Genomic DNA, 21,122 nt, shown 5'->3' with positions numbered 1-21,122 from the left:
ACTCGTGAGGGTGTGGGAGAGTAGGACGCCGCCGGACAATCTTCCAGATAGGGCCACCCCATGCGGGGTGGCCCTATCTGCATTCCCCCCCCGGGCGGGGTTCCCGGCCGGGGTCGGTCGACGCGTGTTACCTGATCGACTCGGGTTCCCGGAAACCGCGGTATCCGCGACCGGGTGACACCCCGGGTATCAGGAAACCGAGTCGATCAGCCGGCGGCGAGGAGTCGATCAAGGGGTAGGGCGGGCGTGGATCACCCCCCCGGGTCTGCATCTCCTGGCGGAGGGTTACGCATCAGCCCGCTGGCGTCGGCGATCGAACGGCCGGGGAACACCATCACGACGCTGCCGTGGTCGGCCCAGCCACACCGCGAATTCGCCACCGTCGCCACTGGTGCTGCCGCACTTCAGCACCCCGCCCAGGTCACCGCCGGGGCACTCGCGCAGGTCGCGTAACGGGCCGACCCGGAGCCCCGCCGGCCCGGAGCCCCGCCGGCCCGGAGCCCCGAAGCCCCGACCGGATCCCAGAGCCCTTGCCGGCCTCGGAGCCCGACCGGACCCGGGCCCCGCCGGACCCCAGAACCACAAGACCGGATCAGGAGGGCTTCGGCCCGCAGACGTAACGGGGCTCCGCGTCGTAGCGCCAGGTGAACTTCTCCCGCTTGACCACAGCGCCGTTCTTCTTGATGACCCGGAAGGCGTCCTGGGTGAAGCCGTTTATGCCATTGGTCGCGATGCAGGACGGGCCGGGCTCCAGGTGGATCAGCTTCGGTGTGGTGATGTTGCGACGCGGCCCGTACTCCGTCTTCACGCTGTCGTAGATCTTCGTGCTCCAGATCGACACGGTGATAGTGCTCGACGTGTACGACGTGTCGATGAGAACGCCGTACTCGGTGTTGTTGCGGAATTTGAAGTCCAGGTCCGGCCAGAAGATCGTCGACTCGATGACCGCCGGGTAGCGGTCGAACCAGTACGAGTGGGGCTTGTGCTCGACGTCTTCCAGCCCGGCGTAGTACGTCGCGTTGAACAGCGTGGTGGTGAACTGTGAGGTGCCGCCGCCGACGCCCGGCACGAGCTTTCCGCCGAGGATGACGGGTGCGTCCCGGTAGCCCTGGGCGTAGCCGCGCTCGCCGGTGTGACCGTTCAGCGAGAACGTCTTCCCCGGCAGGACCACCGTGCCGTCCACCTGCTTCGCGATTGTCGCGATGTTCTGGCTGCGCGAGGAGGCCAGGCCGCCGGTGAAGCGGGTGGTGAAGGTGGACACCCGCTCCTTGATGCCGAGTCCGGTCAGCTTCTCGGCGGTCAGTTCGGGTGGCGTCGGCTTCAGTTCGCCGCTCACCTCGCGGCCGTCCGTCCTGGGCAGTACGGCCAGCAGGTCCTGACTCAGCGTCGTGGTGTCCAGTTGCTGACCGGGTCGCCCGTCCTTGGTGGTGGGCCGGCCACCGACGATGGTCATCGTGGCGTTCTGGGGCGGTACCTCGATGGCGGCCAGGTCGTCGCCGAGCGCCGCCCGGAGCCGTTTGACGTCCACCGAGGGGGTCAGCTTGCCGGTCTTGTCTGCGGCGAACCGCAGGCTCTTCGCGATGGCGGCGGGCGGGACCTGCATCGAACCCTTGTCGGTACGCAGGGTGACCGGCGCGGCGACCGCGGGCTTGGCCAGCTCGGTGACCAACCGGTCCAACTCTTCCGGGGTGGTTGCCGGGTGGCTCTCCACAAGCGGCACGGTGATCGGGGTGCCGGCCAGCCAGCCGGCCCGCACCACCTCGGCCGAGCGTTGCGGTGCCAAGGCCAACCCGGGTTTGGGCGGTACGACCTTCGGTGTGGTGCCCTGGTAGGTGATCGCCGGCATCGTCATGCCCTGGACCTGGTCGCCGAGTACCTTGCGGAGCGCGTCGTCCAGCCGGTCCACGTCGACGGTGACCACCGGGTCGACGGTGCGGGAGCCGACCAGGCGGCTGACCGGGTGCGCGTCGGCGGCAGCCGCTGCCGCGACGGTCGCCGGCACGTCGACGGCCAAGCCCACCTCGGCCGGGTTGATCTCGGCGGTCCGCCCGTTGACGGTGATCGTCAGCGGGCCGGCGAGAGCCGCCGCCCGCCGGTCCAGCTCGGCGCGTAGTTCCCGGTCGGCGTCCGCGCGGCTCCGGCCGCCCAGTTCGGTGCCGAGCACGTTGGTGCCTCGGGGGACGTCCCCGGCGTACGCCCAGGCGCCGGCACCCGCCACGGCGGCGAGGACGCCGCCGGTGACGCCGGTGGCGAGCAGCATTCGTACCCGGCGGGGACGGCTCGGGCCACCCTCGGGCTCACCCGCAGCTGAGGTGGTCGCCGGTTCGTCTTCCGGCCAGGTGACCGCGGTGACCTGCACGGTGGGCCGGTCGTCGGCGGGGGGATTCTTTTCGCCGTACAGCGTCACTGCAACCTCGATCGCCAGGGTGCCGCGGGAGGTACGCCCTCCCGGAGGCACCTACGGTAACGAATGCCGGGCCGTCCGCCGGCTGCGCCCATCCGGTGCTGCCACCGCGTGTCGCCCGGCGTTTCGTTGGGGCATGGGGGCGGTGCCAACGGCGGAGCACGCGCGTGGCACGGTGACCGGGTGGACACTGCGGAGCGGGTGTTGGCGTACGGCGGCGATTGGCTGGACCGGGCGGCCGCCCTGCGCACCGATCCGGCCCGGTTGAGCGCACTGCTCTGCGAGTCGAGCACCGTGGTGCTGGCGTTGTGGCGGGACCGCTGCCTCGTCGACGCGGACGGGCCGGTCCGGCTCACTGCGGAGCGGGCGTCGCTCGTCCGGTCCGCTGCGGGTGAGACGGTCTTCCTGGGGCTCGACGGTGCGGTGGCGATGTTCGCCGTTGACCTGTCCGCACTTTCTGAACGGGCCGCCGTCGAGATGGCCGGTGCGGCACGTTCCGTCGACGTGCGCGCCCTGGTCGGGCAGCTCGAACCGGGTGCCGCGGCCGTTCAGGCGTACGCCAGGGGTCTGCTGCACTGGCATCGGCAGCAGCGGTACTGCGGGGCGTGCGGGGCGCCGGCCGAAGCGGCGGGCGGCGGACACATGCGCACCTGCACCGGCGCTGGCTGTGGCCGTCTCCTCTTTCCCCGGATCGAACCGGCGATCATCGTGCTGGTCGAGGCGCCCGGCCCGCCGGGCCGGTGCCTGCTGGCCCGGCACGCCGGTGCGGCCGAGGACGCGTTCTCGACGCTTGCCGGCTTCGTGGAGGTCGGCGAAAGCCTGGAGGACGCGGTCCGTCGGGAGATGGCCGAGGAGGCGGGCGTGGCCGTCACCGACGTGACATATCAGGGGTCGCAGGCGTGGCCGTTCCCCGCCGGCCTGATGGTTGGTTTCCGGGCCACCGCCACGTCCGACGAGGTACGCGTCGACGGCGAGGAGTTGCTGGAGGCGCGCTGGTTCACCCGAGCGGAGCTGCGGGATCGGGTGGCTTCCGGCCGTACGCTCGGTCGGGTGGACGCGATCGACCACCGCCTGCTCGAGGACTGGTTGACCGAGGTCTGACCTTGTCCGATAGGGACCCCAGCCGCAGCCAAACCACCGCCGTGTCGTCGTTACATTATTGTGATCGGGCCATGACTGGTCACGCTCCGCAGCGATTCCGAGAAATCGCCCCAATCGCCGTCACTTTTGCCGTTTTTTAGCCGGCATATGCCGCAACCCATCGTGACGCGGCGCTGGCCTCCAGGTGGCCCCCTATTACTGCCGAGTAATCGGGGGGTTGTGAGCTACGCCCCAACGGGTGCACCATCAACCCCGATCGTTACCCGCCGGTAACAGATGCCGAGCCCGGTGTAGGGCCGCCAGTTCGTCACCGGCAAGCCGCGCGCATCCACCTCGAGGAGGAACCCCGTGCAGGATCGGTTGAAGAATCAGGGTCGCACCCGGTGGCGGCGGTTCGCCGCCATGGCGGTGCCCGCTACGGCCGCCGCCGGGGCCATCCTTTTCGGAATGTCGACGGGCGCGATCGCCTCCGACATCACGGTCTCCGGCCAGACCTTCAAGATCGGCGCCGAACGCCTTGAGGGCGACGGCTTCAAGCAGTACGGCGGCATCGTCCGGGAGAAGGGCAAGGACGGCAAGCCCGGCCAGGTCCACCCGGTCGCGCTCTCCGAGATCAGCGACGCCGAGTTGTACAGCCTCTGCCAGTCCGTCCGCGCCGACCTGCCGGGCCTGCCGGTGGTGCTCACCATCAACGCCGGCGAGGGCAAGGAGCCCGCACGGGCCAAGGACCTGCTGATCGCCATGGACTCGCTGAACGGCAACGCGACCTTCACCAACATCAAGATCGGTCGGGACGCCACCGACCTGAACCCGACGGCGCAGGCCGGCTCGTTCGGCCAGAACTCCGACCACGTGACCATCACCAACCTGCAGCAGGTGTCCCGCTACACCACGGCGGCCACGTTCAACCTGGTTGGGCTTCGGCTGAAGGTCAACGTGGGCGAGGACGCCAAGGGCAAGGAGTGCTTCTAAGGTGAGCCGTGGCCCGCGGCGCGCCAACGCCGCGGGTCCGGCCCGTGTCCCCTTCCCCGCGTGGCCAGGAGGAGTACGTGACAACCGCGAACCCGTCCCACGCCCGGCCCGGCGGTCTGGCGCAGGCGTGGCGGCTCTTCCGCCGCTGGCGGCGCAGTCGACCGTTCCTCGGTGGCCTGTTCACCGCACTGGCCGGGCTGGAGATGTTTGCGTCCACCCGGATGACCCTCAACGGTCTCAGCTTCCACAGTGGGGCGAGCGGCCTGCTCTCGCTGCTGATCCCGATCATTCTGGTCACCTGCGGGCTGCTGCTGTGGATCACCCCGGCGCAGCGCCTGTTCTATTCGATAGTCGCGGCGGTCACCGCGGTCTACTCGCTGATCGGGCTCAACCTCGGCGGCTTCTTCGTCGGTCTGCTGCTCGGCATTGTCGGCAGTGCGCTCGCCTTCGCGTGGACGCCGGGCCCGCCACAAACTGACGGTGAGCTCGCTGGCGTCGAACCGGCCGGCGGTGAGCAGTCGGATGCCGAGCCGACTGCCGCCGGGCCTGCCGGTGCGGAGCAGGCCGGCGATGCGTGGTCGGATGCCGAGCCGGCCACCGTCGAGCGGGGCGTCCTCCCGGCGGCCCGGGCGTCCGACGACGGCGGGTGGGGCGTCCTCCCGACCGCGTCCCAGACGTCCGACGACGGCGAGCCGCCCACCAGGACGGAACGACCGACCGACCCGCACCGGGCGTTCGGCGTCGTTCTCGTGGTGCTCGGCCTGGCCGCCGGTGGGCTGGCCATCCAACCCCAAGGGGTACGGGCAGCCCCGATCCGGGTCGCCTCGACCGACTGCCCCACCCCGTCCCGGGATGCCAGCCCGTCGCCCAGCGACAGCCCGGCCGCGCCGACCCCGAGCCCGGAACCGGATGGCAACGTGGTCACCGACATCCTGGACGGAATCGGCGATCTGCTTGATGGTGGGCGTCGCGCGCAGGCCCCGGAACCGTTGCCGAGCCTGGCCGCCACGCCCATAGCGGGACCGACCGGTACGCCGACGGACGGGCCTGGCGACTGTTCGACGCCGGCACCGGACGGGTCCAGCCCGGCGACCCCCGGCAAGCCGGGCACCCCAACCCCGGGCCAGCCGGGTACGCCGACGCCCGACGAGCCGGGCAAGGTCGAGCCGGGCACGCCGCTGCCGCGCATCGCCGCCGATCCGACCCTGCCGAAGGTGGCGCAGACGCCGTCCAAGCTCACCGGATCGTCGGTCCGGATGACCGGCCTGCGGTTCGACGGGGTCACCGACCTGCGTACCGAGCGGGGCGACCTCAAGGTGCTGAAGTTCAGCATGAGTGAGGCGGTGACCGACGACTTCCTGCTCAGCGCCGACGGCCCCGCCGGGCGCAACCAGCGGTACGCGACGGACCGGTTGACCGTCAGCGGAGACGTGGCGTTCTACGCCACCCGGTTCGTCGGCCGGCTCGTTGGCATCAAGATCACACTGACGCCGGATCTGCCGCTGCCGGACGGTGTGCCGATCACCTCGCCGATCCCGATCACGTTCACCGACCCGGTCATCGACCTGGCATACGTCACAAGTAACACGCTTACCGCCCGACCGGCGTTGGCGCTGACCCTCGGCTGAACCGCACCCGCCGTATGGTCCGAGCGCCGGCGGTTGGCGTACCGCCGGCGCTCGAACCGCCGATGAACTCAGAGTCGAGCCAGCGCCCGACGCAGCGGGTCGAGGCCCAGCCCGCCCAGGTCCAGCGCCTGCCGGTGGAACTCCCGCAGGTTGAAATCCGCACCCTTGCGGGCCTTGGCGTCCTCGCGGGCCTGGAGCCAGATCCGCTCACCCACCTTGTACGACGGCGCCTGCCCCGGCCAGCCGAGGTAGCGGTTCAGTTCGAAGCGCAGATTCTCGTCCGGCACCCGGCAGTGCGCCCGCATGAACTCCCAACCCAACTCGGGTGTCCACCGCTCGCCCGGGTGGAAGCCGAACGGATTGTCCTTGGGGATCTCCAACTCCAGGTGCATGCCGATGTCGACGATCACCCGGGCGGCACGCATCGCCTGGCCGTCGAGCATGCCCAGCTTGTCGCCCGGGTCCTCCAGGTAGCCCAGCTCGTCCATCAGCCGCTCCGAGTAGAGCGCCCAGCCCTCGCCGTGCCCGGAGACCCAGCAGAGCAGTCGCTGCCAGCGGTTGAGCAGGTCGGCTCGGACGGCGGTCTGCGCCACCTGGAGGTGGTGACCGGGCACGCCCTCGTGGTACACCGTCGTCACCTCCCGCCAGGTGGAGAAGTCGGTGATGCTCTGCGGCACCGCCCACCACATCCGGCCCGGCCGGGAGAAGTCCTCGCTCGGGCCGGTGTAGTAGATGGCCCCGTCACTCGTCGGGGCGAGGCAGCACTCGATCCGGCGGACCTGCTCCGGGATGTCGAAGTGGGTGCCGTGCAGCTCGGCGATCGCCTTGTCGGCGAGGGCCTGCATCCAGTCCCGGAACGCCTCCTTGCCCTGGATGGTCCGCGTCGGGTCGGCGTCCAGCTTGGCCACGGCCTCGTCGACGGTGGCCCCGGAGCCGGCGATGCGCCCCGCGACGGTCCGCATCTCCGCCTCCAGGCGGGCCAGCTCCGCGAAGCCCCAGGCGTACGTCTCGTCCAGGTCGATCTTGGCACCGAGGAAGTACTGCGAGGCGAGCTCGTAGCGCTCCCGGCCGGCGGCCTGCTTGTCCCGCCCGTGCGGGGCCAGCTCGGTACGCAGGAACTGACCGAACTCCGCTGTCGCCGCGGTCGCCGCCGCCGCGCCCCGCCGCAGCTCCGCGTCGAGCGAGCCCGCTGCGCCCAGCCGCTCGACCAGCCCGTGGAAGAAGTTGTCCCCGCTCGGGTCGACCCAGATGTCGCACTGCTTGGCCACCTCGACCAGCTGCACCTTCGAGCTGACCTGACCGGCGGCGAGGGCCTCCCGGAGGGTGACCTTGTAGTTCTCCAGCGCGCCGGCGAAGCCGTTGAGCCGGGCCGCGATGTTCGCCTGCTCGTCGCTTGTCGCGGTCGGCATCAGGTCGAACACCATACGGATCTCGTGCAGCCCGCTCGCGATCACGCTGACGCCGCTTGTCGTCTCACCGGCGTCGTACAGGGCCAGGTCCAGGCCGAGCCGTTCCTGCATGGCCTCCTTGGCGATCCGCTCGGACTCATCCTGCGGTTCGGTCACCTCGAGTTCGGCGAGCGTGCGGCGGGTGAGGTCCGCACGCGCCCGGTAACCCTCCGGCGAGAGGTCGTCGAGCTGATCGTCATGGCCGGCGATGCCGACGAAGGTCGCGCCGGTCGGGCTCAACGGCGCCCACTCGGCCACATAACGGTTGGCGATTTCATCGATTCGTCCCACGGTGCGACCCTACGTGACCCCCCCGCCTTCGTGTCGACGACGTTTGTCGTGATCAGGCCGGTGACGTGACTCGCGGCGCAACAGTGAAAAGGCACGCGACTTTGTCGGTGGGCTCCGGCAGAGTGTCAGGGGTGACTGCCGATACCACTCCTGACAAGGCGCCGGCTCGCGCCTGGCTGCCAGGCTTCGTCGCCCTCGCCGCGATCTGGGGTTCCAGCTTTCTGTTCATCAAGGTCGGGGTGGCCGAGTTGCACCCGGTCCAGCTCACCCTCTACCGGGTCGTCGCCGGCGCGTTGACGCTCCTGGTCGTCCTCGCCGTGGTGCGCGACCGGCTGCCCCGCGAGCCGCGGATCTGGGCGCACCTGACCGTCGTCGCCGCGTTCGGTGTGGCCGTGCCGTTCACCCTCTTCGGCTACGGCGAGCAGCGGGTCGAGTCGATGCTCGCCGGCATCTGGAACGCCACCACGCCCCTGATCGTGCTGCCGCTGGCGGTGCTGGTCTTCCGCACCGAAAAGTTGACAGTGCGTCGCGCGATCGGGCTCGGGCTCGGTTTCCTCGGGGTGCTTGTGGTGTTGGGGGTCTGGGAGGGCATCGGCGGGGCGCACTTCACCGGGCAGTTGATGTGCTTCGGCGCGGCCGCCTGCTACGGCGTCGCCATCCCGTACCAGAAGCGGTTCGTCGCCGGTAGCACGCACTCCGGCCTGTCGCTCTCCGCGGCGCAACTGCTGCTCGCCGCCGCGCAACTGGCAGTCGTCACCCCGTTCGTCGCCGGCCTGCCGCCGCTGCCCACCGAGTTGTCGGCGGGGGTGGTCGCCAGCGTGCTGGCGCTCGGCGCGCTCGGCACGGGGCTTGCCTTCGTGATCAACATGCGCAACATCCGGGTGGCTGGCGCGAGTACCGCGTCCACCGTCACGTACCTGATCCCGATCTTCGCGGTGCTGATCGGGGCGGTGGCGCTCGACGAGCGGCTCAACTGGCACCAGCCGGTCGGCGCGCTCATCGTGCTGCTGGGGGTCGCTGTCGCGCAGGGTGTGTTCGGTCGCCGCAAGCCTCGTCCGGTGGTCGGCGTCGGCGTTCCCGCCGCACCCGCCGCCGAACCGGCCCGCCGCTGACCGACCAGCTGATCGACTCGACTTCCTGAAAATCGGGGTATCCGGCGGACCGGGATACCCCGACGTCAAGAAACCCGAGTGGATCACCGCCCCGGCGGCCGGCGCCCACCTGGCGGGGTGGGTAGGTCAGCCGCGGTTGTGCGTCCAGGCCACCAGTTGCTCCGCCGGCCAGGTGTTGACCACCAGATCGGCGGGGACGCCGCAGCGGGCGGCCCGCTCACAGCCGAACCGTTGCCAGTCGAGTTGGCCGGGCGCGTGCGCGTCGGTGTTGATGGCGAACCGGCAGCCGGCCTCCAGCGCCCGGCGGATCAGGCGCTTCGGCGGATCCTGCCGCTCCGGCCGCGAGTTGATTTCGACGGCGGTGTCGTGCTCGGCGCAGGCGGCGAAGACGGCGTCCGCGTCGAAGTCACTCTCCGCCCTGGTCCGGGCGCGGTGCCCCCGGTCGCCCGGGCCGGTCACCCCGGCCGGGCGGGACGAGACCATCCGGCCGGTGACGTGACCGAGGATGTCCAGGTGCGGGTTGGCGACAGCCCTCAGCATGCGACGGGTCATCTTCGACCGTTCGTCCTTCAGGCCGCTGTGCACCGAGCCGACCACCACGTCCAGCCGGGCCAGCAGTTCGTCGTCCTGGTCGAGGGAACCGTCGGCGAGGATGTCCACCTCGATGCCGGTGAGGATCCGGAAGCCCTCGGGCAGCGCCGCGTTCACCTGCGCCACGTGGTCGAGCTGCCGGCGTAGGCGCTCGGCGGTCAGCCCTCGGGCCACCGTCAGTCGCGGCGAGTGGTCGGTAAGCACCAGATATTCGTGGCCCAACTCGACAGCGGCCAGCGCCATCTCCTCGATCGGCGAGCCGCCGTCGGACCAGTCCGAGTGGGTGTGGCAGTCGCCCCGCAGGGCGGCGCGCAGCGCCGTGGCCTCGGCATCCAGGTCACTGCCCTCGGTCGCCAGCAGCCGGCGCAGGTAGACCGGCTCCTCGCCGGCAAGCGACTCCGCCACGCACCGGGCCGTCACGTCGCCAACACCGGCCAACTCGGTGAGCGTGCCGTTGCCGGCCCGCGCGGCCACCTCGGTCGCCGGCAGACCCGCCAACGCCGTCGCCGCCGACCGGAACGCCCGGACGCGGTATGTCGCCTCGTTCGCCCGCTCCAACAGGAACGCGATGCGGCGCAGGTCGGCGATGGGGTCCCGGGCCTTCATCCCACCGAACCTAGTCCCTGCGGGACCGGTCAGGGAGCCTTCGGACAGCCGTGTTTACGCTGCCACGCGACGACCTCGGCGGCCGGTTCCCGATTGCCGCCGGCGCGCCACGAATCCAGGTACCGCGCCGGCCAGAGCACGCCGCGCCGGATCCACCAGCCGTCCTTGCCGGCACAGGGCGGCGAGATGCCGAAGTGCACGTGGCAGACGTTGTTGGCGTTGCCGGTGCGGCCCACCTTGCCGAGCTGCTGCCCGGCACGGACCCGCACCCCGGCGTCGACGCCGCTGGACACGACGCTCAGGTGCGAGCCGTAGTAACGCACGCCGTCGTCGCCGAGCAGGGAGACCGACAGGCCGCCGTTGTCCGGACCCTGCGGCCCACCCTTGCGGTACTTGTCGACGCGGCTGACCTCCAGCACCGTCCCGTCGGTCACCGCGACGAACGGTTCACCGCAGTTGGCGAAGAGATCCGTGGCGGGGTACGCCCCGTGGGTCGGGTGATAGTCGACGTTGCCGGCGCGTACCGGAAAGACATGCCGCAGCCCGCTGCGCGGTGCCGTCGCCGACGGGCTGGCCGGCGACGGCTTCGGGCGGGCCGGGCCGGTCGGCGTCGGCGCGGCCGTCGGCGACGCCGGCTGGTCGGCGGTCGCCCAGACCGCCGACGGCGTCTGTGGTGCTCCCTCGGGCGGCACTCCCGGCCGGGTGGTCGCGCAGCCGGCGGCCAGCACCGGGACGAGAAGCAGCAGGATCGGGTACGCCGGGCGCACGCGTTGGCTGATCGTCGGCGAGGGCATCCGGTCATCCTGGCAGAGCCGGTACCGTGAGCACGAGCGGCGCGCGTGAGGGAGGGCAGCGACGGTGGCGATCACCCGACCCGACCCCGGCCCGGATCCCGGTGCCGCCGCACCTCAGGTGGCGCGGATCCCGTCCGGACTCTTCCCGGCCGGGCCCCCGTCCCGCCCCACCTACCGCGAGCCGCACCCGGTCACCGGTGGTGGCGTCGCCGCCGGTGGTGGCGCGGCGACCACCTGGCTGCTGCTGTTCGGCCTGCTGGGCACCGATGTGATGAGCTACGCGTGGTGGACGGTGCTGGCGGGTCTGCTGGCGTGGCTTACCGCGTTGGTGCTGGTCCGCTACGGCGATCGCGGGGTCGCCGCCGGGGTGGCCATCGTCACGGCGGGTGGCTGGAGCATCGCCGCCGCCGTGGTGGCGGTCCGCTGGGCCACCAGCGGTGACTGGCCGCTGTGGTGATCAGAGGGGCGCCGACGACTGCGCCGCGTGCCCGGTTGGCTGCGTAGCGAACGCCGTCTTGACGTGGCCGCCGAGACTCGGCACGCTCGGCACTATGGCCTGGACCACTCCGCGACAGGACCCCGATCGCTGTCGCCGCCGCCTGCAGTTGCTTGCCGAGTTGGCGGGCGCCCGTGCGGTCCGCCAGCGCAGCCGACCGCAGCGGCAGCGCACCGAGCGTCTGCGCCAGCTCATCGCTACCCGCCGTCGGGTAGCCGGCTGATTCGACTTTGTCAGGAATGACCGACCCTTCGGGGCGTTGACGAGTCGCCTGCCGACCCGACCGGCTAACGTGCACGCGTAACGAGTCGACGCTGTGTCGAGGGCTATTGGGGGGACCGTGTCGTACTTCGCTGCGGCCGTTGTGCGCGACGACAGTGGCTGGACCGCCGCCGAGGTCAGCCTGCGTGGCGCCACCGACATCGACGAGGTCGCCGAGCGGCTGCGTGACGTCGACCAGGAGGCCGACGTGTCGCTGCTCTTCGTCGAGGCAGATGACGCGTACCTGGTGATCCTGCGTCTCGACGAGGGCGAGGATCTGCGGGTGTTCGGTTCGGATTCCGCGTACGCCGAGGAGTCCCCGCTGGGCGCACTGCTCGTCGGTGACCTGAAGACCTCGGTCACCGGCCTCGACGGCGACGAGGAGGCCCGCCCGGCGACCACCGGTGACGAGGAGAGCGAGCAGCCCGCCGTCGACCCGGAGGCCGATCCGGTGGGTGAGGCCGACCTGCTGGCCAACCTGGGCATCTCCGCGCAGAAGCTGCTCGCCCTGTGTACGCACGAGGGGATGCTGCCGGCGGATGTCACCGCCGAGATCTGCCAGGTGCTCGGCTGCGCCGACGAGGTCGAGGAGTTGCGTGAGGTCTGAGCCGGCCGACGCCACCGACCCGGCACTGGAGACGATCCGACCGGGGCAGCCGACTCCCGGTGTGGTGGGCCGGGCCGGGCCGGGCGCGCACGAGGGCCTGGCCGACCCGGGTGAGCTCGGCCGCAGGCAGCGGCACGAACTGTGGATGCGCCGTGCCCTGGAGGTCGCCGTCACCGGCACCGGCGGTGTCGCGGCAGGTGCCGGTGACGTGGACGACGTGCCGGTGGGCGCGGTGCTCTACGGGCCGGACGGGACCGAGCTGGCAAGCGGACGCAACGAGCGGGAGTTGACCGGCGACCCGACCGCGCACGCCGAGGTGCTGGCCCTGCGTCGGGGGGCCGAGCGGTCTGGCCGGTGGCGGCTGGACGGCTGCACCCTGGTGGTCACGTTGGAACCGTGCACCATGTGCGCGGGGGCGCTGGTGCTGGCCCGGGTCTCCACAGTCGTCTTCGGGGCGTGGGAACCCAAGACCGGCGCGGCCGGCTCGCTCTGGGACGTGCTCCGCGACCGCCGGCTCAACCACCGACCAGAGGTCTACGGCGGCGTCCTGGAAGCCGAGACCGCAGCGGTCCTGCGCGCCTTCTTCCGCTGAGGGACACCCGACCCGGTCAGGCCGGCGGTCCGGCCGCCGGCAGGGTGACCGTGACGATCAAGCCGCCCGCCGGGCGGGGCTGCGCCTCAACCGTGCCACCGTGTGCGCGGGCCACCGCGCGCACGATGGACAACCCCAACCCGAAGCCCCGCGCACCGGCGACCCGTTCCCGCGACAGCCGGCGGAACGGCTGGAACATCGTTTCGATGTCGTAGCCGGCGATCGGCGGACCGGTGTTCGTCACCGTCAGGGTGGCCTGGCCGTCGGTCCGGCCGGTGCGAACCTCGACCCAACCGTCGGCGGGCAGGTTGTGCCGCACCGCGTTCTCCACCAGGTTGACGGTGAGTCGTTCCACAAGCACCGGGTCGCCGCTGACCGGGGCCGGCGCCAGCGATCGGCGCACCGGGACGTCAGGTGCCTGCTTCTCGGCCTGATCGATGACGTGCGCGCAGACCTCGGCCAGGTCGATCGGCGTACGCTCGGTCAGCTCGTTCTCCGAGTCGGCAAGGGTCAGCAGGCCGTCGATGAGCCGCTCGTGCCGCTCGTTGATCGCCAGCAGCGACTCACCCAGCCGGCGTGTCTCCGCCGACGCGTCCGGCCGGCTGACCGCCAGCTCCACCAGGGCCCGGTTGAGCGCCAGTGGGGTACGCAGCTCGTGCGAGGCGTTCGCCACGAACCGGCGCTGCCCGTCGAAGGACCTGTCCAACCGTTCCAGCATCTCGTCGAACGTGTCGGCGAGTTCGCGTACCTCGTCGCGGGGGCCGGTGAGCGCGATCCGCTCGTGCAGGCCCCGGCCGGCGGTGTCCGCGCCGGCGATCCGTCGGGCCGTTCCGGTGATCTGGTGCAGGGGCTGCAACGCCCGGCCGGCGAGCAACCAGCCGAAGGCGATCGCCACCGTCGACACCACGATCAACGCGATGCCGCCCTGGGTGAGCAGCGACTCCAACGCGTTGCGTTTCGCCTCGTCCTGCACCTCCTGCAACAGGTTGCGCAGGTTGTCGACGTTCTGGCCGCTGGGTGTCGTGGGGGAGGTCCTCGGCAGGTCGCGCAGGCTCACCCCGAACGGCTGCGCCGTGCGCTGATCCACGAGCACGTACGTGACGGCCAGCAGGACCACCCCGGCCAGCAGGAAGAGCCCGCCGTAGATCAGGGTGAGTCGGGCGCGGATGGTCAGCCGCTTCATCGGATCTGATACCCCGCGCCGGGCACCGTCTCGATCACCGGCGGGTCGCCGAGCTTGCGGCGCAGCTTCATCACGGTGACCCGGACGACATTTGTGAACGGGTCGATGTGCTCGTCCCAGGCGCGTTCCAGCAGATCCTCGGCGGAGACCACCGCTCCGTCGGCGCGCAGCAACTCGACGAGCACCGCGAACTCCTTGCGGGACAGCGCCACGTGCCGGTCGTCGCGGCGTACCTCGTGCCGTGCCGGGTCGAGCTGGATGCCCGCGCGGCGCAGCGTCGGCGGAGCCGCCGGGCGGGCCCGCCGGGTCAGCGCGTGCACCCGCGCCGACAACTCGACGAGGGCGAACGGCTTGGTCAGGTAGTCGTCGGCACCGATCGCCAACCCCGCCACCCGCTCCCGGACCGCTGCCGCCGCGGTCAGCATCAGCACCCGGGTCTCCCCGCCCGCGTCCACGATCGCCCGGCACACGTCGTCGCCGTGCACCACCGGCAGGTCCCGGTCCAGCACCACCACCGCGTACTCGTTGACGCCGAGCCGCTCCAGTGCGGCGTCGCCGTCGTACGCCACGTCCACAGCGAACGACTCCCGACGCAGCCACTCCGCGATGGCGTCCGCCAGCACCGTCTCGTCCTCGACCACCAGCACTCTCACCCCTCCATGGTCCCCGGGGTGCGGTAACTGCGGCATAACCGCCGACGGTAACGCCGGGGATACGCCCGCTGCCGTGCACTGGGTGTCGACGTCCGACGAGTCGCGTCGGACCCACAGCGGAGGTGGACACCATGCGGCGGCAACTGCTCGCGGTACCTGTCCTGCTCACCCTGGCGCTGGCCGGGTGCGGCGCGGGAGGCGACGACGGCGGCGGGGTGGCGACCGCCGGCGGGGCGACGACAAGCGCCACGGCCAGCGGCGCGCCGGTAAGCGATTCGGACAAACAGCTCGCCTTTTCCCGCTGTATGCGGGAGAACGGCGTCGACCTGCCCGACCCGGAGCCGGGCGGCCGTCCCAACTTCCGGTTCGGCGCGGACGTGGACCGGCAGAAGGTCCAGGCGGCCATGGAGAAGTGCCAGGACAAACTGCCGAACGGTGGGCAGGGGCCGCAGCTCAACCCCGAGCAGGCCGAGCAGATGCGCACGCTGGCCAAGTGCATGCGGGAGAACGGGGTGCCGGACTTCCCGGATCCGGACGCCGACGGACGGGTCCGGATCGGGGTGGGCGACAACGCGATCGACATCGGCGACCCGGCCATGAAGGCCGCACTGGAGAAGTGCCGGCAGCACGCACCACAGTTCGGAGGTGGCCGGTGAGCGGCGTTTCCCGACGCGCCCGGCTGCGCGCCGCCGTCATCGGCGGAGTCGTGCTGCTGGTCGCCGCCGTGGGCGTGAGCGCCGCGGTGGGCTTCGGCGGCGGGGACCGGGCCGAGGCCGGCAGCGCGCCACCGGCCACCGCGCCTGTCACCCGGCAGACCCTCGCCGACGCGGAGACCGCCGAGGGCGAGTTGGGGTACGGCGCTACGCGTACCGCCACGGCGAAGCTCAGCGGCACTGTCACCGCGTTGCCGCCGACCGGGTCGACTGTGCAGCGGGGGCGGGCGCTCTACTCGGTCGACAACGAGGAGGTGGTGCTCCTCTACGGCGGGTTGCCCGCGTACCGGACCCTCGCCCCCGGGCTGGCGGGTGCCGACGTCGCGCAGTTCGAGCGGAACCTCAAGGCGTTGGGCTACACCGGCTTCACGGTCGACGACGAGTACACCGGCGCCACCGCCGACGCGGTCCGGGACTGGCAGGAGGACCTGGGCCTGGCCGAGACCGGTCGGGTCGAGCCGGGGCGGATCATCTACGCCGACCGGGAGGTCCGGGTGGAGAGCCACCAGGCGGACGTCGGTGATCTCACCCAACCCGGTCAGGCGGTGCTCGCCTACACCGGCACCAGCCGCCTGGTCACCGTCGAGTTGGACGTGGACGACCAGCGGCTGGCGAAGCGGAACGCGAAGGTCACCGTGCGGCTGCCGGACGGTCGGACGGTGGCGGGCACGGTCAGCACTGTCGAGACCGTCATCCAGGCCGGCGCCGCCGGAGCCAACGGGCAGTCCGGCGAGGCCGAGACGAAGATCGAGGTGACGGTCGCGGTCGCCGACCCGAAGGCGCTCGCCGGCTTCGACCAGGCCAGCGCCGACGTCGTCTTCACCGCCGCGGAGCGCAAGGACGTCCTCACCGTGCCGGTGTCGGCGCTTCTCGCGCTCGCCGAGGGCGGCTACGGCGTCCAGCTCGCCGAGGGGGAGGCGAGCCGGGTCGTCGCGGTGACCACCGGGTTGTTCGCCGACGGCCGGGTGGAAATCACCGGCGCGGACGTCACCGAGGGCACGCTGGTGGTGGTGCCGGGATGACCGGCGAGGTGATAGTGCTCGACCGGGTCAGCAAACGGTACGCCGGCGACGTCGTGGCGTTGAACGACGTGTCACTGCGGATCGGCCACGGCGAGCTGGTGGCGATCGTCGGCCCGTCCGGGTCGGGCAAGTCGACGATGCTGCACCTGATCGGCACCCTGGACCGGCCGTCGTCGGGCAGCGTGCTGATCGACGGGTACGACGCGGCGAAGCTGACCGACCGGGAGTTGTCAGCCCTGCGGGCCACCCGGATCGGCTTCGTCTTCCAGCAGTTCCACCTGGCCCCCGGCGTTCCGATAGTGGACAACGTGGCGGACGGGTTGCTCTACTCCGGCGTACCCCTGCGGCGGCGGCGCGAACGCGCGCGGGCCGCGCTGGTCCGGGTCGGCCTGGGCCACCGGCTCGGGCACCGGCCGCACGAACTGTCCGGCGGGGAACGGCAGCGGGTGGCAGTGGCGCGGGCGGTGGTCGGCGAGCCGGCGGTGCTGCTCGCCGACGAGCCGACCGGCAACCTGGACTCCGCGTCCGGTGCCGGGGTGCTGGAGCTGCTGCACGAGCTGCACCGGGCCGGTACCACCGTCGTGGTGATCACCCACGACCGGGAGATCGCGGCGGGGCTGCCCCGGCAGGTGCGGATGCGCGACGGCGCGGTGCGGCACGACTCGGCCGGTACGCCAGGCGGGGTCGGCTGATGGCGACGTTGACCCCGGCCCGGCTGGGACCGGCGGACATCCTGCGGGTCGGCGGGGTGGGGCTACGGACCCGTCCGCTCCGGGCGTTCCTCTCCGCCCTGGGCATCGCCATCGGTATCGCCGCGATGATCGCGGTCGTCGGGATCTCGTCGTCGTCCCGGGCGGAGTTGGACCGCGCGCTCGACGCCCTCGGCACCAACCTGCTCACCGTCGAGCCGGGCAACACCCTGTTCGGGGCGGACGCCCAACTGCCCGACGAGTCGATCGCCATGATCGGGCGGATCGGCCCGGTGACCGAGGTGTCCGCAACCGGGCAGGTCACCGACGCCAAGGTCTACCGTTCGGATCGGATCCCGGCCGCGGAGACCGGAGGCATCGCCACCCGGGCCGCCCGGCTGGACCTGCTCGGCACCGTCGGGGCCGAGCTGACAAGCGGTACCTGGCTCAACGAGGCGACCGAACACTATCCGGCGGTGGTGCTGGGCGCCGGCGCGGCACAACGGCTCGGGATCGTCGCGGCCGACCCGCAGGTGCAGGTGTGGGTGGGCGGGCGGTCGTTCACGGTGGTGGGCGTCCTCGCCGCCGCGCCACTCGCGCCGGAGCTGGACACCTCGGCGCTTGTCGGCTGGCCGGCGGCGGCCGACTACCTGGGCTTCGACGGGCACCCCACCACCATCTACACGAGGGCGCGGGAGGCACAGGTCGAGGCGGTCCGCTCGGTGCTCGGCGCGACCGCCAACCCGGAGGCGCCGAACGAGGTCGAGGTGTCCCGGCCCTCCGACGCGCTCGCCGCCGCCGAGGCGACCGACGACGCGTTCACCGGACTGCTGCTGGGTCTGGGCGCGGTCGCCCTGCTGGTCGGCGGTGTCGGCGTGGCGAACACCATGGTGATCTCCGTGCTGGAACGGCGGGCCGAGATCGGCCTACGCCGTTCGCTCGGCGCGACCCGTGGCCAGGTACGGACCCAGTTCCTCGCCGAATCGCTGCTGCTCTCCGCGCTCGGCGGGATCGGCGGGGTGGTGCTGGGTGTGCTTGTCACCTCGGGGTACGCGTTCTCCCAGGACTGGCCGACTGTGGTCCCGGCCGGGGCGATACTCGGCGGAGTGGGCGCGACACTGGTCATCGGCGGTTTCGCGGGCCTCTACCCGGCGGTGCGCGCCGCCCGCCTAGCGCCGACGGAGGCGCTGGCCGCTGTCTGACGGCGCGTGTGGCGGTCTGGCTGGCATGAGCCGAAAGAGCGGCATGACCCAGGGGTATTCTTATACCGAATGAGTCATGCCGCTCTCGGCACGGGTCAGGCGATGATCGTGTCCAGGGCGATCTCGACCATCTGGCTGAACGTCTGCTCCCGCTCCTCCGAGGTGGTCTTCTCGCCGGTCTTGATGTGGTCGCTGACGGTCAGCACGGTGAGCGCCCGGGCCTTGAACCGGGCGGCGATCGTGTAGAGCGCCGCCGACTCCATCTCCACCGCCAGCACGCCGTAGTCGGCGAGGGTGTCGTAGAGGTCCGGCCGGTCGGTGTAGAAGGCGTCCGCCGCCAGGATCGGCCCGACGTGCATGCTGATGCCGCGCCGCTCGGCCACCTCGACCGAGGTACGCAGCAGCCCGAAGTCAGCCACCGGCGCGTAGTCGATCAACCCGTCGAAGCGCATCCGGTTCATGTTCGAGTCGGTGGACGACCCGATCGCGGCCACCACGTCGCGCAGTTGCAGGTCGGTGCTGAGGGCACCGCAGGAGCCAACCCGGATCAGCGTCTTCACGCCGTACTCGTTGATCAACTCGTGCGCGTAGATGGAGGCGGACGGCATGCCCATGCCGGAGCCCTGGACGGAAACCTCGACGCCGTTCCAGCGGCCGGTGAAACCCAGCATGCCCCGAACCGTCGAGTAGCAGGTGGCGCCCTCGAGGTAGGTCTCCGCGATCCACTTGGCCCGCAGGGGGTCACCCGGCATCAGGACCCGCTCGGCGATCTCGCCCGGCTTCGCGCCGATGTGCGTACTCATGGCAAAGATCCTGCCAGGCCGGCCCGGGCGATACCGGTTCGGCGTCCGAACCGGCGGTCCTGTACCCTCGTCGGCGGTGGCGTGTCCGAGCGGCCTAAGGAGCACGCCTCGAAAGCGTGTGAGGGTTAACGCCCTCCGAGGGTTCAAATCCCTCCGCCACCGCTCTGCAACAGGCGAAACGCCCGGCGACTCTCCGTGAGTCACCGGGCGTTTCTTCGTCGTGGTCTCAGTTGTGGTCTCAGTTGCTCTCACGACGCCTTGCTGAGTACCCCCGCTGCCCCGTCGTCCGGGTCGTTGTCGGCGCTCTGCGTCGGTTGCCAGAGCAGACCACCCACCCGCATAGCCACGTCCCGGCGAACCTGCCCCGTGATGTGTTGGTAGCGCCGTGCCATGCCGGAGTCCGACCACCCCATGATGCCCATCACGGCACGCTCGGCCACACCGAGAATCAGTAGCACCGTTGCCGCAGTGTGCCGGGCGTCGTGCAGTCGCCCATCGCGCAGTCCAGCGCGGGTGAGCAGCCGCTTCCATTCGGTGTAGTCGGTGCGCGGGTTGACCGGGCCGCCGGTCGGTGTGGTGAAGAGATAGCCGGTATCCGTCCAGAGTTGCGCGGCCTTTTCGCGCTCGGCATCCTGTTCCTCCCGGTGCTGGCGTAGCAGGGCAACCAGGGGATCCGGAACTCCGATACTGCGCCGTCCGGCCCGTGATTTCGTGTCGGCGGTTTCCGCGCGTAGCGGCTGCCGGTCGGGGCAGTGGCCGCCGAACTTGCGGCCGCACGGTTTCGAGCAACCGTGCTTCCATTTGGGGCGCTGCCGGGCGCGGCGGACGGTAAGCGTCCCGCCGCCGAGATCTACGTCATCCCATTTCAAGCCCAGCACTTCGCCTTGCCGCAGTCCGAGTGAAAGCGCGATTGCCCACCGCGCGCTATTTCGCCGTTCGCTCGCGTCGATCAATAGCCGCTGCACTTCTTCTACCGAATACGGTTCGACCTCTCCGTCTTCGAGGCGCGGCGCTTTCGCCAGGCTGGCGGGGTTGCGCACCAAGTGTTGCCGGCGCACCGCCTCGTTGAGGGCAGTCCGCAGAGTGCGGTGGGCCTGGTGGGCGGTGGCGGCGGCGCTGCCGGCTGCCTGCATCTTGCGGGTCAGCTTCTCCACGTGCTCGGGTTGCAGCTTCTCCAGGCGGTGCGCGCCGAGTCCGGGAATCAGGTGCCGGTACACGGCAACCCGGTATCCGGCGATCGTGTTGTCGCGAACGGCCGGCGCGGCGATGTTCTCTACCCAGTGCGTGAGCCAGCTCTTGACCGTCCACGACTGTCCCGCCTTGCGGACGGTGCCCTTGTCGCGGTCGCGTTCCAAATCGCGCACCTTGCGAGTGACGATGGCCTCGGTCTTGCCTCGGACGTGGCGGCGGTCGGGGCTGCCGTCGTCCTTAATGCCGACGGTCACGCGGCCGTGCCAATGCCCGTCGCTGCCCTGGTAGATGCTCGATGCCCCGTTTGGTTTGCGCTTCCCCATGAGTTCCGAGCCTTTCCTAGGCGGCGTTTGGCAAGGTGGTCGAGTCGGTCAGAAGGTTTTGGACATACTCGTCGAGGCAGAACGCGGGAACCCGGCGGAGACGACCGATCGTCACGGTCCGAATCTGGCCGGTCTTGACGAGCGCGTACATCGTCGTGCGGCCGATTCCGAGACGATGGGCGGCCTGTTCGATGGTCAGGACAATGCGGGTGTCGGTGGTCGTCACTTCTGCCCCTCGGAATGGTGAAGAGGTAAATCCGGTGGCGGGTGGAGAGAGGCCGGTCGGGGTAAGGCCGGCCGGCGTGTCGAATGGTGAGCACGTGGACAAGCGCTGCGAGGGTGGCGGCGGTTTCGGTAGGGGTGCCGTGCAGCCTGATTCGCATCGTGGATGCCTTCCGGGCCGTGCTGGTCAGTTGTGGAGACTCGGGGTGGTGGTGCGG

The 21,122-nt window shown here is 71.0% G+C and carries 20 protein-coding genes and 1 tRNA gene; 12 read left to right on the top strand and 9 right to left on the bottom strand.

All coding sequences use genetic code 11. The annotated features are described in order from the left end of the window. Positions 1-592: 592 nt before the first annotated feature. Positions 593-2,407: a VanW family protein gene (locus AB0B86_RS19800; protein ID WP_357403767.1), complete on the bottom strand. Its 1,815-nt coding sequence runs from the start codon at positions 2,405-2,407 to the stop codon at positions 593-595. Between the two features lie 180 nt (positions 2,408-2,587). Between AB0B86_RS19800 and nudC the strand changes: the two genes are divergently transcribed. From nudC to AB0B86_RS19785, 3 genes are all read left to right on the top strand, one after another. Further along, on the top strand, positions 2,588-3,505 hold the full coding sequence (nudC, locus tag AB0B86_RS19795) for an NAD(+) diphosphatase (protein ID WP_357418991.1): 918 nt from the start codon (positions 2,588-2,590) through the stop codon (positions 3,503-3,505). Positions 3,506-3,853: 348 nt separating this feature from the next. Beyond that, positions 3,854-4,477, top strand: coding sequence for a DUF6230 family protein (locus AB0B86_RS19790; RefSeq protein ID WP_357403771.1), 624 nt, complete (start codon positions 3,854-3,856; stop codon positions 4,475-4,477). Positions 4,478-4,554: 77 nt separating this feature from the next. Further along, the gene (locus AB0B86_RS19785) at positions 4,555-6,105 is read left to right on the top strand and encodes a DUF6114 domain-containing protein (protein WP_357403773.1); all 1,551 of its coding nucleotides are present in this window, start codon (positions 4,555-4,557) and stop codon (positions 6,103-6,105) included. Positions 6,106-6,173: 68 nt separating this feature from the next. Here the strand turns inward: AB0B86_RS19785 and AB0B86_RS19780 are convergent, their stop codons facing one another. After that, positions 6,174-7,844 carry a DUF885 domain-containing protein gene (locus AB0B86_RS19780; protein ID WP_357403775.1) on the bottom strand — a complete coding sequence of 557 codons (1,671 nt, stop codon included), beginning with the start codon at positions 7,842-7,844 and terminating at the stop codon, positions 6,174-6,176. A gap of 131 nt (positions 7,845-7,975) precedes the next feature. Between AB0B86_RS19780 and AB0B86_RS19775 the strand changes: the two genes are divergently transcribed. Next, positions 7,976-8,956 (top strand): DMT family transporter, encoded by a 981-nt coding sequence (locus AB0B86_RS19775; protein ID WP_357403777.1) that lies wholly within the window; start codon positions 7,976-7,978, stop codon positions 8,954-8,956. Positions 8,957-9,082: 126 nt separating this feature from the next. Here AB0B86_RS19775 and AB0B86_RS19770 read toward each other — a convergent pair whose 3' ends face one another. Together AB0B86_RS19770 and AB0B86_RS19765 are read right to left on the bottom strand one after the other, a co-directional pair. Then, positions 9,083-10,153 (bottom strand): PHP domain-containing protein, encoded by a 1,071-nt coding sequence (locus AB0B86_RS19770; protein WP_357403779.1) that lies wholly within the window; start codon positions 10,151-10,153, stop codon positions 9,083-9,085. Positions 10,154-10,182: 29 nt separating this feature from the next. Beyond that, a complete protein-coding gene (locus AB0B86_RS19765; protein WP_357403781.1) occupies positions 10,183-10,947 on the bottom strand; it encodes a peptidoglycan DD-metalloendopeptidase family protein in 765 nt (254 codons plus the stop codon). Positions 10,948-11,017: 70 nt separating this feature from the next. Between AB0B86_RS19765 and AB0B86_RS19760 the strand changes: the two genes are divergently transcribed. From AB0B86_RS19760 to AB0B86_RS19750, 3 genes are all read left to right on the top strand, one after another. After that, positions 11,018-11,404, top strand: coding sequence for a hypothetical protein (locus tag AB0B86_RS19760; RefSeq protein WP_357404146.1), 387 nt, complete (start codon positions 11,018-11,020; stop codon positions 11,402-11,404). Positions 11,405-11,783: 379 nt separating this feature from the next. Further along, positions 11,784-12,311 (top strand): tRNA adenosine deaminase-associated protein, encoded by a 528-nt coding sequence (locus AB0B86_RS19755; RefSeq protein ID WP_357403783.1) that lies wholly within the window; start codon positions 11,784-11,786, stop codon positions 12,309-12,311. A 145-nt stretch (positions 12,312-12,456) separates the two neighbouring features. Next, on the top strand, positions 12,457-12,903 hold the full coding sequence (locus tag AB0B86_RS19750) for a nucleoside deaminase (RefSeq protein WP_357404148.1): 447 nt from the start codon (positions 12,457-12,459) through the stop codon (positions 12,901-12,903). 16 nt (positions 12,904-12,919) lie between these two features. Here AB0B86_RS19750 and AB0B86_RS19745 read toward each other — a convergent pair whose 3' ends face one another. Together AB0B86_RS19745 and AB0B86_RS19740 are read right to left on the bottom strand one after the other, a co-directional pair. After that, positions 12,920-14,086: a HAMP domain-containing sensor histidine kinase gene (locus AB0B86_RS19745; protein WP_357403785.1), complete on the bottom strand. Its 1,167-nt coding sequence runs from the start codon at positions 14,084-14,086 to the stop codon at positions 12,920-12,922. Further along, on the bottom strand, positions 14,083-14,739 hold the full coding sequence (locus AB0B86_RS19740) for a response regulator transcription factor (RefSeq protein WP_357403787.1): 657 nt from the start codon (positions 14,737-14,739) through the stop codon (positions 14,083-14,085). The genes AB0B86_RS19745 and AB0B86_RS19740 overlap by 4 nt, the downstream gene beginning before the upstream one ends. A 131-nt stretch (positions 14,740-14,870) precedes the next feature. Here AB0B86_RS19740 and AB0B86_RS19735 point away from each other — a divergent pair, with 131 nt between their 5' ends. The 4 genes from AB0B86_RS19735 to AB0B86_RS19720 are packed head-to-tail and all read left to right on the top strand — an operon-like array spanning position 14,871 to position 18,365. Beyond that, complete coding sequence (locus AB0B86_RS19735) at positions 14,871-15,395, top strand: hypothetical protein (protein WP_357418977.1); 525 nt, start codon at positions 14,871-14,873, stop codon at positions 15,393-15,395. Beyond that, positions 15,392-16,474, top strand: a complete 1,083-nt coding sequence (locus tag AB0B86_RS19730) for a peptidoglycan-binding domain-containing protein (RefSeq protein WP_357418974.1) — start codon at positions 15,392-15,394, stop codon at positions 16,472-16,474. Before AB0B86_RS19735 ends, AB0B86_RS19730 begins: the two co-directional genes overlap by 4 nt. Beyond that, complete coding sequence (locus tag AB0B86_RS19725; RefSeq protein WP_357403793.1) at positions 16,471-17,166, top strand: ABC transporter ATP-binding protein; 696 nt, start codon at positions 16,471-16,473, stop codon at positions 17,164-17,166. Before AB0B86_RS19730 ends, AB0B86_RS19725 begins: the two co-directional genes overlap by 4 nt. After that, on the top strand, positions 17,166-18,365 hold the full coding sequence (locus AB0B86_RS19720; protein WP_357418971.1) for an ABC transporter permease: 1,200 nt from the start codon (positions 17,166-17,168) through the stop codon (positions 18,363-18,365). The genes AB0B86_RS19725 and AB0B86_RS19720 overlap by 1 nt, the downstream gene beginning before the upstream one ends. A gap of 95 nt (positions 18,366-18,460) precedes the next feature. Here AB0B86_RS19720 and deoD read toward each other — a convergent pair whose 3' ends face one another. Next, on the bottom strand, positions 18,461-19,168 hold the full coding sequence (gene deoD, locus AB0B86_RS19715; RefSeq protein WP_030328147.1) for a purine-nucleoside phosphorylase: 708 nt from the start codon (positions 19,166-19,168) through the stop codon (positions 18,461-18,463). A gap of 75 nt (positions 19,169-19,243) precedes the next feature. On the opposite strand from deoD, the gene AB0B86_RS19710 reads away from it, so the two are divergent. Continuing rightward, positions 19,244-19,330 (top strand) — tRNA-Ser (locus tag AB0B86_RS19710). A gap of 86 nt (positions 19,331-19,416) precedes the next feature. Here the strand turns inward: AB0B86_RS19710 and AB0B86_RS19705 are convergent. Both AB0B86_RS19705 and AB0B86_RS19700 read right to left on the bottom strand, forming a co-directional pair. Then, complete coding sequence (locus AB0B86_RS19705) at positions 19,417-20,682, bottom strand: tyrosine-type recombinase/integrase (protein WP_357418964.1); 1,266 nt, start codon at positions 20,680-20,682, stop codon at positions 19,417-19,419. Between the two features lie 16 nt (positions 20,683-20,698). Next, complete coding sequence (locus tag AB0B86_RS19700) at positions 20,699-20,908, bottom strand: helix-turn-helix domain-containing protein (protein ID WP_357418961.1); 210 nt, start codon at positions 20,906-20,908, stop codon at positions 20,699-20,701. Positions 20,909-21,122: the final 214 nt, after the last annotated feature.

Origin of the sequence: Micromonospora sp. NPDC049047 (genome assembly GCF_040649135.1) — a bacterium.
Lineage (GTDB): Bacteria > Actinomycetota > Actinomycetes > Mycobacteriales > Micromonosporaceae > Micromonospora.
Note: the sequence above shows the minus strand (reverse complement) of the source record. Positions and strands in the feature narration are given on the sequence as shown.